A 16,799-nucleotide genomic window follows, 5' to 3' on the forward strand; every position below is an offset into this window, starting at 1 on the left:
GTAGGCAAAATCCCAAATGCGCCTAAAGCTGCTAACCAACCTCAACACCCTGTTGCTGGTCGCCGTGTGCCTCGCCCTGGGCGCAACCTTGTGGTGGTCGCAACAAGCGCTGGAGCGCCCTTTCCTGTTGATGGAGCGCTACTTGAGCCTCTCGCAGCAGTTCCAGAATAACGTCGCGCGCAATATCGAGGACTACCTCGCCAGCGGCGATGCCGTGCGCCTGAGCGATGCCAACAGCGCCCTCGATGCCCTCAAGACCGAACTCGGGCCTTTGCCGCCGGCACTGGCCGATGCATTGCGCCCCAGCCTTGAGAACCTGAGCACCTACAGCAATACCGAACTGTTGGCGGCCGGCAAACTGGCCGGCGACCCACAGGCCCTGCTGTTGCAGGCCGAGCGCGAATTGGGCGCCAGCCTCGAACAGCTCGGCCAATACGCCAGCGACGCGACTTCAGCCGAGGCCAGGGCCTATCTGCCCTTGCTGCTGGCAGCCTCGCAACACTTGGCCAAGCTGTCCCTGAGCCGTGACAAGCTGGTCAGCAGCGGGCGCAGCGAACTGGCCGGTGATGTGGAGCGCGAGCTGGACGGCATTGAGCGCCAGGCCCGGCAAATCGACAGCCTGCCCTTGCTCGGTGTGAGCAGTAACAGCGCCTCGGGCACTGACGACTTTGCCGCGATGATGGGCCTTGAATCCACCGCAACAACCCAGGCCGAGGACGCCGGGGTAGGCCTCAAGCGCGAACTCAACAGCTTGTTGAGCCGCTACCCGGCGGAACTCAAGCGCACCCAGACCCAAATCGAGCAACACAGCCAGCTCAGTGCCGCCACCCACCTCAAACTCGACGCCGTCCAGCAGGCCATCGCTGGACTGGAGCCCGTGGTGCGCGCCGAGCATGGTCAGATCCAGAATGAAGTGCGGCTGATTCAAGGGCTGATGATTGGCCTGATCCTGTTGATCGCGCTGCTGATCGATACCCTGCAGCGCAAACTGGCGCGGGTGCTGACGTATCTGGCACCGCTGCTGTCGACCTGGGCCGAAGGCGACTTCAGCCGCGACATTCAACTGGGCAAGACCAACCGCGAGCTGCGTGACATCGAATCCTCCCTCAACCGCCTGCGCACCTACCTGGTGAACCTGGTGGGCACCCTGCGCCTGAATGCCGAGCAGGTGGCCGGCAGCAGCCAGACCCTGGCCGAACTGAGCACCGGCCTGCACGGCGGAGCACAACGCCAGGCCGGTGACACCGCGCAAATCCGCGACGCGCTGGGTGAGCTGGAGGCGACTATCTCTCAGGTCGCGGGCGATGCAAGTCAGGCCGCCGATGCCAGTCGCAGCGCCGGGCTGGCCGTGGCACAAGGGCAACGGGTGATCGGCCAAAGCCTGACCGGGCTGCACGCACTGGTGGGGGAAGTGCAAGGCAACGCGCAAACCATCGAACGCCTGGCCGAAGAATCAGCCACCATCGGCGGGGTACTCACCGTGATTCGCTCCATTGCCGACCAAACCAATCTGCTGGCGCTCAACGCGGCCATTGAAGCTGCCCGTGCAGGTGAAATGGGCCGCGGCTTTGCGGTGGTCGCCGAAGAGGTGCGCTCGTTGGCCCAACGGACGGCGGGCGCAACCAACGAGATCCAGACCCTGATTGCCGGGCTGCAACTGGCCGCGCGCCAATCGGTTGAAGGCATACGCGCACAAGTGATCCACGCCCAGGCCACTGCCCAGCAGGCCCAGGCGGCGGATGGCGCACTGGATGAAATTGTCGGGGCGATCGCAACCATCTCGAACACTGCCGTGCGCATTGCCGACGTCACCGCCCAACAAACCGGGGCCGTCAGCGAGATCCGCGATCACAGCGAGCGCATCCACGTACTGGGCGACGAAAACCTGCAACGTATCGGCATTGCCCGTGATCAAAGCCAGCAACTGCTGGCGCTGGGTTCAGAGCTCAACACCGCAGTGCAGGCGTTCAGGGTGTAAGCCCAAACCACCTGCCCCTGTGTGGGAGTGAGCCTGCATCGCGAGCAGGCTCGCTCCCACAATAAACCCTGCAAGGCTCGAATTCTGTAGGCGCTGAAGCCCCTGTGGGAGCGAGCCCGCTCGCGAAGGCATCACCGCGCTCGTTCGGATAAACCGCGTCGCCTGCATCGCGAGCAGGCTCGCTCCCACAACAGTCCCTGCAAGGCTCGAGTTCTGTGTGCGCTGAAGCCCCCTGTGGGAGCGAGCCCGCTCGCGAAGGCATCACCGCGTTCATTCGGATAAACCGCGTCGCCTGCATCGCGAGCAGGCTCGCTCCCACAATGACCCCTGCAAGGTTCGAATTCTGTGGGCGCTGAAGCCCCCTGTGGGAGCGAGCCCGCTCGCGAAGGCATCACCGCGTTCGTCAGGATAAACCGCGTCGTGTGCATCGCGAGCAGGCTCGCTCCCACAATGATCCCTGCAAGGTTCGAATTCTGTAGGCGCTGAAGCCCCTGTGGGAGCGAGCCCGCTCGCGAAGGCATCACCGCGTTCGTCAGGATAAACCGCGTCGTGTGCATCGCGAGCAGGTTCCCACGGCTGAAGGTGAGGCAGCGGCTACAGACGACCAGCACAGGTTTATTGGCCGCGCTATCATGCCCCCACGTTTGATTTGCGAGATTCCTATGCGCCGCCTGTTTTTGCTCCTGTGTTTGCTGTTTGCCGTGCCTGCCATGGGTGCGGGTTTGCTGGATAACCGGCCCAGCGCAACCTTGGGCGCGATCAATAACAGCAGCGATTTTTTGCCGGTGCGCGAAGCGTTCAAGCTGAACCTGATCAACAGCACCCCCGAGACGATCAAGCTGCGCTTTGTGCCCACCGAAGGCTATTACCTGTATCGGCACAAATTCGGCTTCAAGACCGAGCCCACTGACATCGCCCTGGGTACCGCGCATCTGCCTCCCGGTGAAGCAAAACACGATGAGTACTTTGGCAACGTCGAGGTCTATCACGGCATTCTCGATGTGGATATCCCTCGCCCGGCCAACGATTCGCGCCCTTTCACGCTGGTAGTTACCTACCAGGGTTGCGCCGACAAGGGCCTGTGCTACCCGCCTGAAACCGAGCGACTGAACATCGAGGGCACCGCAGCCCCAGCCACCGGCCAACCCGAAAAATCGTGGAGCTGGCGCGAACTGGCGCTGTTTTTCCTCGCAGGCATTGGCCTGACGTTCACCCCCTGCGTACTACCCATGCTGCCGATTCTGTCGGGCGTGGTATTGCGCGGCCAGGTGGGCGGCCTGCGCGGTTTCAGCCTGTCGCTGGCCTACGTGCTGCCGATGGCGGCGTGCTTTGCGTTGCTGGGCGCACTGATGGGCATGTTCGGGGCTCAACTCAATCTGCAGGCGCGCCTGCAATCGGTATGGGTCCTGGTACCGTTCGCGGTGTTCTTCGGGATTTTTGCACTGGCCATGTTTGGTGTGTTCGAGCTGAAGTTGCCGCAAGCCATCAGCAACCGCCTCGACCGCGTCGCCAATCGCACCCAGGGCGGCTCGCTATGGGGCGCCGCCGTACTGGGGGTGGTCTCCAGCCTGCTGGTATCACCCTGCGTGTCCGCACCGCTGGCCGGAGCCTTGCTCTACATCAGTGCCAGTGGCGATGCGCTGGGCGGCGGCTTGAAGCTGTTCGCCCTCGGCCTGGGCATGGGCGCGCCGCTGTTGCTCGTCGCCACCGGTGGCGCGGCCTGGCTGCCGAAAAGCGGCCCGTGGCTGGTCAGCGTGAAAAACGCCATCGGCGTGTTGCTGCTCGGCCTGGCTATCGGCCTGCTCAGCCGCGTGCTGCCGGGATCGGTGACGCTGCTGTTGATCGGCTTGCTGGCAGTAGGCGTGAGCCTGTTCCTGGGCACCCTGGAGTTCGTCTACAAGGCCCCGCGCCAGCGACTGGCGCAACTGCTGGGGCTGCTTTTGCTGGTCTACGGGCTGGCCTGCTGGTACGGCGCCCTGAGCGGTCAAAGCGATCCGTTTAGCCCCATCGGCCACTCGCAGCCCGCCACTGCGGCCGTGACCGCCCCCGCGCAAGCGACCGGCCAATGGCTCACCGTCAGCACCCCGGCCGAGCTGGACAGTGCGCTGGCCCAGGCCAAGGCTGCCGGCCAGCCACTGTTACTGGACTGGTACGCCGACTGGTGCATCAGCTGCAAAGTGATCGAACACGAAGTGCTGAACAACCCCCGTGTACTTGAGCTGCTCAAGGGTTACCGGCTGGTGCGCTTCGATATCACCGCCAGCAATGCCGAGCAACGCGGCCTGCTCGATCAGTACAAATTGTTCGGCCCGCCAGCGCTGATGTTCTTTGGCAAAAACGGCACCGAAAAAAGTGACCAGCGGGTCATTGGCGAGATCAATGCAGCAGACTTCGCCGAACGTGTCGCCAACGCGAATGACCAGATCTAGAGCTCTGGTCACAAACTTTTCGCGAACATCGGGCATCGTGCTGGCTATTGCAGTTAACTGGACAGCGAATCTGCTTTTCGGCATAGTCGCCCGGCACTGACAACTGCACATAGATAATAAGGAACAGCAGATGGCGACTTTCCTGGTTCTACACGGCCCCAACCTGAACCTGCTCGGCACCCGCGAGCCGGGCGTTTACGGCGCGACCACCCTGGCGCAAATCAATCAGGATCTGGAACAAAGGGCCCGTGATGCGGGGCACCATCTGCTCTACCTGCAAAGCAATGCCGAGTATGAATTGATCGACCGGGTCCACGCCGCCCGCAATGAAGGTGTGGACTTTATCCTGATCAACCCGGCTGCTTTTACCCACACCAGCGTGGCATTACGTGACGCGCTGCTGGCGGTGAGCATCCCATTCATCGAAGTGCATTTGTCTAACGTGCACAAACGCGAACCTTTCCGCCATCACTCCTACTTCTCCGACGTTGCGGTAGGTGTGATCTGCGGCCTTGGCGCCAGCGGTTATCGACTGGCCTTGGAGGCCGCCCTGGAACAGCTTGAATTACAAGCTAAACGCCCCTGACAGACCCATTGGGAGTTGACGATTCATGGATATCCGTAAAGTTAAGAAACTGATCGAGCTGCTGGAAGAGTCCGGCATCGACGAGCTGGAAATCAAAGAAGGCGAAGAGTCCGTACGCATCAGTCGCCACAGCAAGACTCCAGCGCAACAGTTCTACGCGCCGGCTCCAATGCAAGCGCCTGCCGCTGCTCCAGTTGCTGCCGCTCCGGTTGCCACTGTGACCGAAGCGCCTGCTGCTCCGAAACTGAACGGTTTTGTGGTCAAGTCGCCAATGGTCGGTACGTTCTACCGCACCCCGGCACCGACTTCGCCTGCCTTCGTTGAAGTTGGCCAGACCGTTAAGGTCGGCGACACCATTTGCATCGTTGAAGCGATGAAAATGATGAACCACATCACGGCCGAAAAAGCCGGTGTTATCGAATCCATCCTGGTAGAAAACGGTCAACCGGTTGAGTTCGACCAACCGCTGTTCACCATCGTTTGAACCACGGGGAGCCAACGATGTTGAAGCCTCAGAAGCTGGAAAAAGTCCTGATCGCCAACCGTGGCGAGATTGCTTTGCGCATCCTGCGGGCGTGCAAGGAAATGGGGATCAAGACCGTCGCGGTGTACTCCACTGCCGACAAAGAGCTGATGCACCTGGGCCTGGCAGACGAAACCGTCTGCATCGGTCCGGCACCGGCCAACCTGTCTTACCTGCACATTCCGGCCATCATCGCGGCCGCTGAAGTGACCGGCGCCACGGCGATTCACCCGGGCTACGGCTTTTTGGCTGAAAACGCCGATTTCGCCGAGCAAGTCGAGAAATCCGGCTTTGCCTTCATCGGCCCGAAAGCCGACACCATTCGCCTGATGGGCGACAAGGTTTCGGCCAAGCACGCCATGATCGCTGCTGGTGTGCCAACGGTTCCAGGTTCTGACGGCCCTCTGCCTGAAGACGAAGAAACCGCGCTGCGCATCGGCCGTGAAGTCGGCTACCCGGTGATCATCAAAGCCGCTGGCGGCGGCGGTGGTCGCGGCATGCGCGTTGTGCACCGTGAAGAAGACCTGATCGAAGCAGCCAAGCAGACCCGCGAAGAAGCCGGCGCCTGGTTCAGCAACCCGATGGTCTACCTCGAAAAATACCTGACCAACCCACGTCACGTGGAAGTTCAGGTCATTTCCGATGGCCAGGGCAATGCGATCCACCTGGGCGACCGCGATTGCTCGCTGCAACGTCGTCACCAGAAGGTACTGGAAGAAGCTCCGGCACCGGGCATCGACGAAACCGCACGCGCTGAAGTTCTGGCTCGCTGCGTCAAGGCGTGTGTCGACATCAACTACCGTGGCGCGGGCACTTTCGAGTTCCTGTACGAAAATGGTCGCTTCTACTTCATCGAGATGAACACTCGCGTGCAAGTAGAGCACCCGGTGTCCGAAATGGTCACTGGCATCGACATCCTCAAAGAGATGTTGAGCATCGCGGCAGGCAACAAGTTGTCCTTCACCCAGGCTGACGTGAAAATTCACGGTCACTCGCTGGAATGCCGGATCAACGCTGAAGACCCGGCGACGTTCATGCCGAGCCCAGGCATGGTCAAGCACTTCCACGCACCGGGTGGCAACGGCGTTCGCGTCGATTCGCACCTGTACAGCGGCTACAAGGTTCCGTCCAACTACGACTCCCTGATCGGCAAGCTGATCACCTGGGGCTCGACCCGTGACGAAGCCATGGCGCGCATGCGCAATGCCCTGGACGAAATCGTGGTCGACGGGATCAAAACCAACATCCCGCTGCACCGCGATCTGGTGAATGACGAAGGCTTCTGCAAAGGCGGCGTCAACATTCACTACCTGGAACACAAACTGGCTAACAAGTAAGTTTGTAATCCGTTCAACAAAGCCGCTTTCGAGCGGCTTTGTTGTATCTGGTACAAAGCCTTCACTCACCCCAACCCTCTCTCGAAGGGTTGGGGTGAGGGGCTTTGGCTTTTCATCGTTTTTGATTACCCCCCTGCCAGCCCGCTCGCGTAAACTTGCGCGCTTCTCGCAGCCCGACCGGCTGCACACTCCTATTTTTCAAAGGTGCCCGCCATGCCTTGGCTGCAAGTACGCCTCGCCATCAGCCCGGAACAAGCCGAAACCTACGAAGACGCGTTCCTCGAAGTCGGTGCTGTTTCAGTTACGTTCATGGACGCTGAAGACCAGCCGATCTTCGAACCCGAGCTCAACACCACACCACTGTGGTCGCACACCCATTTGCTGGCATTGTTCGAAGGCGGCACCGAAGCCGACCTCGTACTGTCCCATCTGGAACTGCTGACCGGCTCGCCCCTGCCTGAACACCACGCCGAAGTCATCGAAGACCAGGACTGGGAGCGCAGCTGGATGGATAACTTCCACCCGATGCGCTTCGGTCAGCGCCTGTGGATCGTGCCAAGCTGGCACGCAGCTCCGGAGCCGGACGCGGTGAACCTGCTGCTCGACCCGGGCCTGGCCTTCGGTACCGGCACCCACCCGACCACCGCGCTGTGCCTGGAGTGGCTCGACGGTCAGGACCTGAAGGACTGCGACGTTCTGGACTTCGGCTGCGGTTCGGGGATCCTGGCCATCGCCGCCCTGCTGCTGGGCGCCAAACAGGCCATCGGCACCGACATCGACGTGCAGGCGCTGGAAGCCTCCCGCGACAACGCGGGGCGCAACAACATCGCCCAAGAACTGTTCCCGCTGTACCTGCCTGAAGACCTGCCTCAGGTTCAGGCCGATGTGGTGGTGGCCAACATCCTGGCCGGCCCGCTGGTTTCACTCGCGCCACAACTGTCGAGCCTGGTAAAACCGGGCGGCCGTCTGGCACTGTCGGGCATCCTTGCCGAACAGGGCGAAGAAGTTGCAGCGGCTTATGCCAAAGACTTCGATCTGGACCCAATTGCCAATCGCGATGGCTGGGTGCGCATCAGTGGTCGTCGGCGCTAGAATGCACGTCTGCCTAACCCGGATGGCCGCATGAGCGATAGCTTCGTTACACAGTGCCCACATTGCCAGACCAGCTTTCGCGTACGCCACGCCCAATTGGGCATGGCTCGCGGAGTGGTGCGCTGTGGCGCCTGCCTGCAAGTGTTCAATGCTGCACAGCAACTGCTGAACCAAAGCACTGAAACAGAGCAGCCGCCTGCCGTAGCGACACCTCCTGTGGCAACGCCCGCGGCCGTCGAACCGCCTGCCGCGCCCAAAGCGGCCACCCCGGCGCTCTGGCAGAGCAGCGAACTGGACCTCGACCATCTGGATCTGGACGAAGAGCTCGCGCGTCTCGAAGAGCGTGAAATCCAGCCCAGCAAAAGCTTCGGCCAGCCACACAAGGTCAAAAGCAGTTCGTTGAGCGCCAGTCGCGAAACGTCCGAGCCAGAAGAAGCCCAATGGGCTGACAGCCTGTTCAGCGACTCTGCGGCAGATCGCGCCGAGACCGCCAAGGTGACCGAGCAAGCGGTAGAGCTTGCCAAAACCGGGCGTACCGAACCGTCGTTGTCTCTGGACCTCGATGAGCCGGACGATACCCCGCCGCTCAAGCTTTCGGTGGACGACGACCTCGACCCGCCGCTGCCAGGCGAACGCCTGTCTGCGACCGATGACGAGGACGACGAACTCCCTGAGCTGGCGCCGGTAGGCAAAGACAAGCACCAGCGCAGCGAACCGGCCATACGCGACGAGGCGTTGCTCGACCTGGTCGACGACCCCTTGCACCTGGACTGGAAAAAACGCCGCACGCCCTGGGGCAAGCGCCTGCTCTGGATCTTGCTGGTGCTACTGGCCGGCGCTGCACTGGCCGGGCAATACATCGCCAATCACTTCGACGAACTGGCGCGCCAGGACCAGTACCGCCCGATCTTCCAGCAACTGTGCCCCCAGATCGGCTGTACCGTGCCGTCCAAAGTCGATATCGACCGGATCAAAAGCAGCAATCTGGTGGTGCGCAGCCACCCAGAGTTCGCCGGTGCGCTGGTGGTGGATGCCATCCTCTACAACCGCGCACCGTTCTCCCAGCCTTTCCCGCTGCTGGAACTGCGCTTCGCCGACATCAACGGCAAAATGATCGCCAGTCGTCGCTTCAAACCCGGCGAATACCTGACCGGGGATCTGTCAAAAGCCGAAATGCCCCCGCAAACCCCTATCCACATTGCCCTGGACATCCTCGACCCGGGCCCCAAGGCCGTGAACTACAGCCTGAGTTTTCACTCTCCCGAATAACCGCGCTACGCTTTGAGTTACAAACCGCAAGCGGCAAGTGCGGGGCTGTTCGCCCCCGACTTGCCGCTTGCGGTTTGTGTCTTGTGGCTAATTGTTCAAAAATCATCCAATTGCGACTTTAACCAGTCATCGAGAGCGGGTATCATGCCAACCCTTTTTCGAACTCCCAAGATCCGGCCCCACAACAGGGAAGTCCTATGTCGGCGGTACGCATCGGCCCATATACATTGCACAACGGTTTGATTCTCGCCCCCATGGCGGGCGTCACTGACCAGCCCTTTCGTCAGCTTTGTCGACGGATGGGCGCAGGCCTGGTTGTTTCGGAAATGGTCACCAGTGACATGAGTCTCTGGAACAGCCGCAAATCGCGCCTGCGCATGATTCACGACGGTGATCCCGAGCCACGCTCGGTACAGATCGCCGGCGGTGATGCGCAAATGCTGGCAGACGCCGCCAGGGCCAATGTGGAGCTGGGCGCGCAGATTATTGATATCAACATGGGTTGCCCGGCAAAGAAGGTCTGCAACAAGGCCGCCGGCTCCGCATTGCTGAAAGACGAAGCACTGGTAAACGAGATCCTGCAGGCCGTCGTGGCTGCGGTGGATGTGCCGGTTACCCTGAAGATCCGTACCGGCTGGGACAGGGACAACAAGAACGGCCTGACGGTGGCAAAAATCGCCGAACAAGCCGGGATCACAGCGCTTGCGGTTCACGGCAGAACACGTGCCGACCTGTACACCGGCGAAGCCGAGTACGACACCATTGCCGCGATCAAGCAGGCAGTGTCGATACCGGTCTTTGCCAACGGCGACATCGATTCACCCCACAAGGCCCTGCACGTGTTGAATGCGACCGGGGCTGACGGACTATTGATAGGCAGGGCGGCTCAAGGGCGGCCCTGGATTTTCCGCGAAGTTGATCACTTTCTGCGTACCGGGCAACTGTTGCCGGCACCGGAGTTGAGCGAAGTGGAACGTATTCTGCTAGAGCATCTGACTGCATTGCATACCTTCTATGGGGAGGTACTGGGCGTACGCATCGCCCGCAAGCATGTTGGCTGGTATCTGGCAACCTTGCCGGGCGCCAAGGAGTTTCGCGCCCACTTCAATCGTTTAGAAGATACGGAAGCACAATGCGCCAACGTTCAGGCGTTTTTCGCCGAACGACACAAGAGCCTGGTGACAGGGGACGAAGGATGGGTGGCCGCATGACGATGATGACCGAGACATTAGTGAGTGGAACAACGCCCGTGAGCGACAACGTCAACTTGAAACAGCACCTCAATACACCGAGCGAAGAAGGTCAGACCCTTCGCGGGAGTGTCGAAAAGGCGCTGCACAATTATTTCGCCCACCTGGAGGGCGCTGAAGTCACGGACGTCTACAACCTGGTACTTTCCGAAGTCGAGGCTCCCCTTCTCGAGTGCGTCATGAACTACGTCAAGGGCAACCAGACCAAGGCCTCCGAGATGCTGGGCCTCAATCGCGGCACCTTGCGCAAAAAGCTCAAACAGTACGATCTGCTGTAAGCATTCAATCAAACCTGAAAGGCGTCCTCGTAAAACGGGCCGCCTTTTTTGCTGACTCCTTTGCTTTTGATGGAAATCGAGATGACCGATCAGACTACCCGCCTGCCGATCCGCCGCGCTCTAATCAGCGTTTCCGACAAAACCGGAATCCTTGATTTCGCCCGTGAACTGGAAGCCCTCGGCGTCGAGATCCTGTCCACCGGCGGTACTTTCAAGCTGCTGCAAGACAACGGCGTAGCCGCTGTTGAAGTCGCGGACTACACCGGCTTTGCAGAAATGATGGACGGTCGGGTGAAAACCCTGCACCCGAAAATCCATGGCGGCATCCTTGGCCGTCGCGGCATCGACGACGACATCATGAGCGAGCACGGCATCAAGCCGATCGACCTGGTAGCCGTTAACCTCTATCCGTTTGAAGCCACCATCTCCAAGCCAGGCTGCGACCTGCCGACCGCTATCGAAAACATCGATATCGGCGGCCCGACCATGGTTCGCTCCGCGGCCAAAAACCACAAAGACGTGGCCATCGTGGTGAATGCCAGCGACTACGCCAGCGTTCTGGAAAACCTCAAGGCCGGCGGCCTGACCTACGCACAGCGTTTCGACCTGATGCTCAAGGCCTTCGAACACACCGCTGCCTACGACGGCATGATCGCCAACTACCTGGGCACTGTTGACCAGGCCGCCGAGACCCTGAGCACCGAAGGCCGCAGCCTGTTCCCGCGCACCTTCAACAGCCAGTTCATCAAGGCTCAGGAAATGCGTTACGGCGAGAACCCGCACCAGAGCGCGGCGTTCTACGTTGAAGCCAAGCCTGCTGAAGTCAGCATCGCCACCGCTACCCAGCTGCAAGGCAAAGAGCTGTCGTTCAACAACGTGGCCGACACCGACGCCGCGCTGGAATGCGTAAAAAGCTTCGTCAAACCGGCTTGCGTCATCGTCAAGCACGCCAATCCGTGCGGCGTGGCCGTAAGCCCGGACGCTGAAGGCGGCATTCGCCAGGCCTACGAGCTGGCTTACGCCACCGACACCGAGTCCGCGTTCGGCGGCATCATCGCCTTCAACCGTGAGCTGGACGCCGAAACGGCCAAGGCCATCGTTGAGCGCCAGTTCGTTGAAGTGATCATCGCCCCGTCCGTGAGCGAAGAAGCACGCGCCATTGTGGCTGCCAAAGCCAACGTTCGCCTGCTGGCCTGCGGCGAGTGGAGCGCAGACCGTGCCCCGGCCTGGGACTTCAAACGCGTCAATGGCGGTTTGCTGGTGCAGAGCCGCGACATCCAGATGATCGGCAGCGAAGACCTGAAGGTCGTGACCAAGCGCGCACCGACAGAGCAAGAGATCAACGACCTGATCTTTGCCTGGAAAGTAGCCAAGTACGTGAAGTCCAACGCCATCGTTTACGCCAAGAACCGTCAGACCATCGGTGTCGGCGCTGGCCAGATGAGCCGCGTAAACTCGGCCCGTATTGCCGCGATCAAGGCTGAGCACGCCGGTCTGCAAGTACAGGGTTCGGTCATGGCATCGGATGCGTTCTTCCCGTTCCGCGACGGTCTGGACAACGCAGCCAAGGCCGGTATCACCGCCGTGATCCAGCCAGGCGGTTCGATGCGCGACAACGAAGTGATTGCAGCAGCAGACGAAGCCGGCATTGCCATGGTCTTCACCGGCATGCGCCACTTCCGTCACTAAGCATTATTGAAGGCGCCACAGACTGTGTAGCCGCGGCCATAGGCTGCGATAAGACCCGAAGGGTCTTCAGCGATCTGAACATCCTGCAACCGCCTTGCGGTTGATCGCAGCCTGACGGCAGCGGCTACAAGGTCTGACCCGCGTTTCCACAGAATTCAGCGTCATCCGAGGTTTTTGAAATGAATGTTTTGATCATTGGCAGCGGTGGCCGCGAACACGCACTGGCCTGGAAAGTCGCTCAGGACCCACGTGTCGCTAAAGTTTTCGTTGCCCCGGGCAACGCCGGCACCGCCATTGAAGCCAAATGCGAGAACGTCGCCATCGACGTACTGGCCCTTGAGCAACTGGCTGATTTTGCCGAGAAGAATGTCTCCCTGACCATCGTTGGCCCGGAAGTGCCATTGGTTGCCGGCGTGGTTGATCTGTTCCGCGCCCGTGGCCTGGACTGCTTCGGTCCGACGGCTGGCGCTGCTCAGCTGGAAGGCTCCAAGGCGTTCACCAAGGACTTCCTGGCACGCCACAAGATCCCGACCGCCGACTACCAGAACTTCACTGAAATCGAACCGGCCCTGGCTTACCTGCAGAAAGTCGGCGCACCGATCGTGATCAAGGCCGATGGCCTGGCAGCAGGCAAAGGCGTGATCGTCGCCATGACCCTGACCGAAGCCGAAGACGCCGTACGCGACATGCTCGCGGGCAACGCGTTTGGCGAAGCCGGTTCGCGCGTCGTGATCGAAGAGTTCCTCGACGGCGAAGAAGCCAGCTTCATCGTGATGGTCGATGGCAAGAACGTCCTGCCAATGGCTACCAGCCAGGACCACAAACGTGTGGGCGACGCCGACACCGGTCCGAACACCGGCGGCATGGGTGCTTACTCCCCTGCTCCGGTAGTCACCGCCGAAGTTCACCAGCGTGTGATGGACCTGGTGATCTGGCCGACCGTGCGCGGCATGGCTGAAGAAGGCAACGTCTACACCGGCTTCCTGTACGCCGGCCTGATGATCGACAAGGCTGGCAACCCGAAAGTCATCGAGTTCAACTGCCGCTTCGGCGACCCGGAAACCCAACCGGTGATGCTGCGTCTGCAATCGAGCCTGGTGTTGCTGATCGAAGCTGCACTGGCTCAGGCGCTGGACAAGGTTGAAGCCCAATGGGACCCGCGCCCAAGCCTGGGTATCGTGCTGGCCGCCGGCGGCTACCCTGGCGACTACGCCAAAGGTGCCGTGATCCACGGTCTGGATGCGGCCGCCAAGCTGGAAGGCAAAGTGTTCCATGCTGGCACTGCCCTCAACGCGGCAGGCGAAGTCGTCACCGCCGGTGGCCGTGTACTGTGCGCAACCGCCATGGGTGACACCGTTCAGGCAGCGCAACACAAGGCTTACGAGCTGGCCAAGGCCATCGAGTGGGACGGCTGCTTCTACCGTAACGATATTGGCTACCGAGCCATTGCACGCGAACGCGGTGAAGATCAGGAATAAGCGCTCCACATGGATAGGCAAGGGCCCACAGCCCTTGCCTAACTATTCCAGCCCCGCGCATAGTTATCATCTGGCTTCAATCTACCAAGGGATTTCGCCGTGCGCTGGCTAAGGATCGCCACAACTTTAATCGTCAGCCTGCTGACGACCCTGCTCTGTCTCATGCCTGTGCAGGCTGCATCGGGTACCAGTTGGTCTGTCCTGTCAGACCCACAAGCTGGCCTGCAGCTCAACGATGTGCGCTCCCCCCGTTTATCCAGTCAGTTCAGCCCCGTCGACCTTGCCCGCCTGAGCGCTGCCGAGCCCGGTGAAGCCCTGTGGCTGCGGGTACGCTTGCAACCTGACAAACACGAACAGATCCTTCGGGTGTTCGCCCCCGATCTGGCCCGTCTGGACATGTACGTTTTCGATGATCAAAAACTGATCAGCGAAATCAACACCGGTGCTGCTTTGCCTCTGGACAACAAACCCCTGCCGAGCAGTGATTACCTGTTGCCCCTGCCCCAAAGCGCCAAACCGCTGGATGTATACCTGCGTATGGTCTCCGACCATCAACTGCGCCCCCACATTACCCTCGACACCGCCGTCATGCTGGCCGCCAACCAGAACAAGCCCTTGCTCTATGGCCTGTTGCTCGGCTGCATTTCGATGCTGTTGCTGCAAAACATCATTCGCTTCGTCTTTAGCCGCTCGCCCAGCAGCCTATGGCTCGCCATCTGCGAAGCACTGCTGATGACCAGCTCAATACTGTTCCTGAACCTGCTGGACAACTGGGTCCCCAACTGGAGCGGTACACACATCCCCGGTGCCTACCTGACACTGCTGCTGACCGCCCCCTGCGGGCTGATGTTTACCTACAGCTTTTTTGCCAACCGCGGCTCGCACCCGCTGCACAAATTGCTGCTGCTGGACATTTTGATCATCACGCTCGGCGGCCTGCTGTTGCTGTTTATCGACAACCTGCCGCTTAACCTCATCACCTACGCCCTGGTCGGGCTGGCGAGCATCAGCATCCTGGCGGTCTCGGTTTACCACTGGCAACAGGGCTATCGCCCGGCACGCATGTTTGTCGCAGCGATGGTGATTTTCAATATCGGCACCCTGGTGATTCTCCCCGCGCTGTTGGGCTTGACCCTGATCGCCCCGCAAGAGCTGGTTCTGGCGCTGATGTCGATCATCTGCATCAGCGGTTTTTTGATGAGTATTGCCGTCAGCGAGCGCAACCGCAGCATCACCCAGGACCAATTCAGCATCAGCCGCGACTTGGCCGCCAGTAACGCCGAGGTGAATGCCAAGGCCGAGTTCCTGTCCAAGATCAGCCATGAAATCCGTACCCCCATGAACGGCGTTCTGGGCATGACCGAGCTGCTGCTGGGCACGCCGCTGTCGGTCAAGCAACGCGACTACGTGCAGACCATCCACAGCGCGGGCAACGAATTGCTGACGCTGATTAACGAGATCCTCGATATTTCCAAACTCGAATCCGGGCAAATCGAGCTGGACGACGTTCAGTTCGACCTCAACGCCCTGATCGAAGACTGCCTGAGCATTTTCCGCACCAAAGCCGAGCAACAGGACGTCGAGCTCATCAGCTTTATCCAGCCCCAAGTACCCCGGGTGATCAGCGGTGACCCCACACGCCTGCGCCAAACTCTGCTGAGCCTGCTGGAAAGCTCCCTGAAGAAAACCGATGAAGGCGAGATCCTGATCGTTGTCGCCCTGGAGGATCGCAATGGCTCACCGCGTCTGCGCATTGCCATTCAAGACTCCGGCGAACCGATGGATGAACAGGAGCGCGACGCTCTGTTGCACGCCGAACTGCACAGCAAAAACTTCCTTGCCGCGACCCGCCTGGGCGGCCATTTGGGGCTGGTGATCGCACGCCAGCTGATCATGTTGATGGGCGGCGAATTCGGCATCAAATCCGGGCAAACCACCGGCAGCAACCTGTGGCTGACCCTGCCCCTGGACCCGCAACATCTTGAGCACCCGACATCGGACCTGGACAGCCCGCTCAAAGGCGCACGGGTGCTGGTGGTCGACGACAACGACACTTGCCGCAAAGTGCTGGTGCAGCAATGCTCCGCCTGGGGCCTGAATGTCAGTGCCGCCGCGTCGGGCAAAGAGGCCCTGGCCCTGCTGCGGACCAAGGCGCACTTGCGTGATTACTTCGATATCGTGCTGCTGGACCAGAACATGCCCGGCATGACCGGCATGCAGCTGGCAGCCAAGATCAAGGAAGACCCGAGCCTGAACCACGATATCTTGCTGGTCATGCTCACCGGCATCAGCAACGCGCCAAGCAAGATCATTGCGCGAAACTGCGGGATCAAGCGCATCCTGGCCAAACCGGTGGCCGGCTACACCCTTAAAACCACCCTGGCCGATGAACTGACCCAGCGCAACAAGGGCCATGCCACCGCACACACTCCGGCCAATGGCCCGGCCGCCGTGCCGGTTTCAGTCCCGAGCGACTTCCGCATTCTGGTGGCCGAAGACAACAACATCTCGACCAAGGTCATTCGCGGCATGCTGGGCAAGCTCAACTTGCACCCGGACACGGCCTGCAATGGCGAAGAAGCCCTGAAGGCAATGAAAGCCCAGCACTACGACCTGGTCCTGATGGACTGTGAAATGCCCGTGCTGGACGGTTTTTCGGCCACCGAGCAATTGCGCGCCTGGGAAGTCAGCCATCAACGGGTTCGCACCCCGGTGGTTGCGCTGACCGCTCACATCCTCACCGAGCACAAAGAACGCGCCCGGCAGGCTGGCATGGACGGGCACATGTCCAAACCCGTAGAACTGTCGCAACTGCGTGAACTGGTGGAGTTTTGGGTCGAACAGCGTGAGCTGCGTCAAACCCGCCCACAACACTCCTAGAAGCGCCCGA

The 16,799-nt window shown here is 60.7% G+C and carries 12 protein-coding genes; all 12 read left to right on the plus strand.

Features of this window, described 5'->3' with window-relative positions; genetic code table 11:
- The first annotated feature begins 16 nt into the window (after positions 1-16).
- The 12 genes from BLW11_RS01415 to BLW11_RS01470 all read left to right on the plus strand — a co-directional run bounded on the left by BLW11_RS01415 (position 17) and on the right by BLW11_RS01470 (position 16,789).
- On the plus strand, positions 17-1,978 hold the full coding sequence (locus tag BLW11_RS01415; RefSeq protein WP_048360249.1) for a methyl-accepting chemotaxis protein: 1,962 nt from the start codon (positions 17-19) through the stop codon (positions 1,976-1,978).
- A gap of 662 nt (positions 1,979-2,640) precedes the next feature.
- Positions 2,641-4,407: a protein-disulfide reductase DsbD gene (locus tag BLW11_RS01420; protein WP_048360250.1), complete on the plus strand. Its 1,767-nt coding sequence runs from the start codon at positions 2,641-2,643 to the stop codon at positions 4,405-4,407.
- A 130-nt stretch (positions 4,408-4,537) separates the two neighbouring features.
- Positions 4,538-4,993, plus strand: a complete 456-nt coding sequence (gene aroQ, locus BLW11_RS01425; protein WP_048360251.1) for a type II 3-dehydroquinate dehydratase — start codon at positions 4,538-4,540, stop codon at positions 4,991-4,993.
- Positions 4,994-5,018: 25 nt separating this feature from the next.
- The gene (gene accB, locus BLW11_RS01430; protein ID WP_048360252.1) at positions 5,019-5,477 is read left to right on the plus strand and encodes an acetyl-CoA carboxylase biotin carboxyl carrier protein; all 459 of its coding nucleotides are present in this window, start codon (positions 5,019-5,021) and stop codon (positions 5,475-5,477) included.
- Positions 5,478-5,494: 17 nt separating this feature from the next.
- Positions 5,495-6,853: an acetyl-CoA carboxylase biotin carboxylase subunit gene (gene accC / locus BLW11_RS01435; RefSeq protein ID WP_048360253.1), complete on the plus strand. Its 1,359-nt coding sequence runs from the start codon at positions 5,495-5,497 to the stop codon at positions 6,851-6,853.
- Positions 6,854-7,066: 213 nt separating this feature from the next.
- Positions 7,067-7,945: a 50S ribosomal protein L11 methyltransferase gene (gene prmA / locus BLW11_RS01440; RefSeq protein WP_048360254.1), complete on the plus strand. Its 879-nt coding sequence runs from the start codon at positions 7,067-7,069 to the stop codon at positions 7,943-7,945.
- Positions 7,946-7,975: 30 nt separating this feature from the next.
- The gene (locus tag BLW11_RS01445) at positions 7,976-9,214 is read left to right on the plus strand and encodes a DUF3426 domain-containing protein (RefSeq protein WP_048360255.1); all 1,239 of its coding nucleotides are present in this window, start codon (positions 7,976-7,978) and stop codon (positions 9,212-9,214) included.
- Positions 9,215-9,411: 197 nt separating this feature from the next.
- Entirely contained in the window at positions 9,412-10,425 is a 1,014-nt protein-coding gene (gene dusB, locus BLW11_RS01450; protein WP_048360256.1) for a tRNA dihydrouridine synthase DusB, read from the plus strand.
- Positions 10,422-10,742 carry a DNA-binding transcriptional regulator Fis gene (fis, locus tag BLW11_RS01455; protein ID WP_019408796.1) on the plus strand — a complete coding sequence of 107 codons (321 nt, stop codon included), beginning with the start codon at positions 10,422-10,424 and terminating at the stop codon, positions 10,740-10,742. The genes dusB and fis overlap by 4 nt, the downstream gene beginning before the upstream one ends.
- Before the next feature lie 81 nt (positions 10,743-10,823).
- Positions 10,824-12,431: a bifunctional phosphoribosylaminoimidazolecarboxamide formyltransferase/IMP cyclohydrolase gene (gene purH, locus BLW11_RS01460; protein ID WP_048360257.1), complete on the plus strand. Its 1,608-nt coding sequence runs from the start codon at positions 10,824-10,826 to the stop codon at positions 12,429-12,431.
- A gap of 179 nt (positions 12,432-12,610) precedes the next feature.
- Complete coding sequence (purD, locus tag BLW11_RS01465) at positions 12,611-13,909, plus strand: phosphoribosylamine--glycine ligase (protein WP_048360258.1); 1,299 nt, start codon at positions 12,611-12,613, stop codon at positions 13,907-13,909.
- Positions 13,910-14,008: 99 nt separating this feature from the next.
- A complete protein-coding gene (locus tag BLW11_RS01470; protein WP_048360259.1) occupies positions 14,009-16,789 on the plus strand; it encodes a hybrid sensor histidine kinase/response regulator in 2,781 nt (926 codons plus the stop codon).
- Positions 16,790-16,799: the final 10 nt, after the last annotated feature.

The sequence above is a fragment of the Pseudomonas deceptionensis genome (assembly GCF_900106095.1).
GTDB lineage: Bacteria > Pseudomonadota > Gammaproteobacteria > Pseudomonadales > Pseudomonadaceae > Aquipseudomonas > Aquipseudomonas deceptionensis.

Coding starts and splice junctions, on each gene's coding strand:
- purD (WP_048360258.1), top strand. CDS start 12,611: ATGAATGTTTTGATCATTGGCAGCGGTGGCCGCGAACACGCACTGGCC.
- prmA (WP_048360254.1), top strand. CDS start 7,067: ATGCCTTGGCTGCAAGTACGCCTCGCCATCAGCCCGGAACAAGCCGAA.
- fis (WP_019408796.1), top strand. CDS start 10,422: ATGACGATGATGACCGAGACATTAGTGAGTGGAACAACGCCCGTGAGC.
- aroQ (WP_048360251.1), top strand. CDS start 4,538: ATGGCGACTTTCCTGGTTCTACACGGCCCCAACCTGAACCTGCTCGGC.
- BLW11_RS01445 (WP_048360255.1), top strand. CDS start 7,976: ATGAGCGATAGCTTCGTTACACAGTGCCCACATTGCCAGACCAGCTTT.
- accC (WP_048360253.1), top strand. CDS start 5,495: ATGTTGAAGCCTCAGAAGCTGGAAAAAGTCCTGATCGCCAACCGTGGC.
- accB (WP_048360252.1), top strand. CDS start 5,019: ATGGATATCCGTAAAGTTAAGAAACTGATCGAGCTGCTGGAAGAGTCC.
- dusB (WP_048360256.1), top strand. CDS start 9,412: ATGTCGGCGGTACGCATCGGCCCATATACATTGCACAACGGTTTGATT.
- purH (WP_048360257.1), top strand. CDS start 10,824: ATGACCGATCAGACTACCCGCCTGCCGATCCGCCGCGCTCTAATCAGC.
- BLW11_RS01420 (WP_048360250.1), top strand. CDS start 2,641: ATGCGCCGCCTGTTTTTGCTCCTGTGTTTGCTGTTTGCCGTGCCTGCC.
- BLW11_RS01415 (WP_048360249.1), top strand. CDS start 17: ATGCGCCTAAAGCTGCTAACCAACCTCAACACCCTGTTGCTGGTCGCC.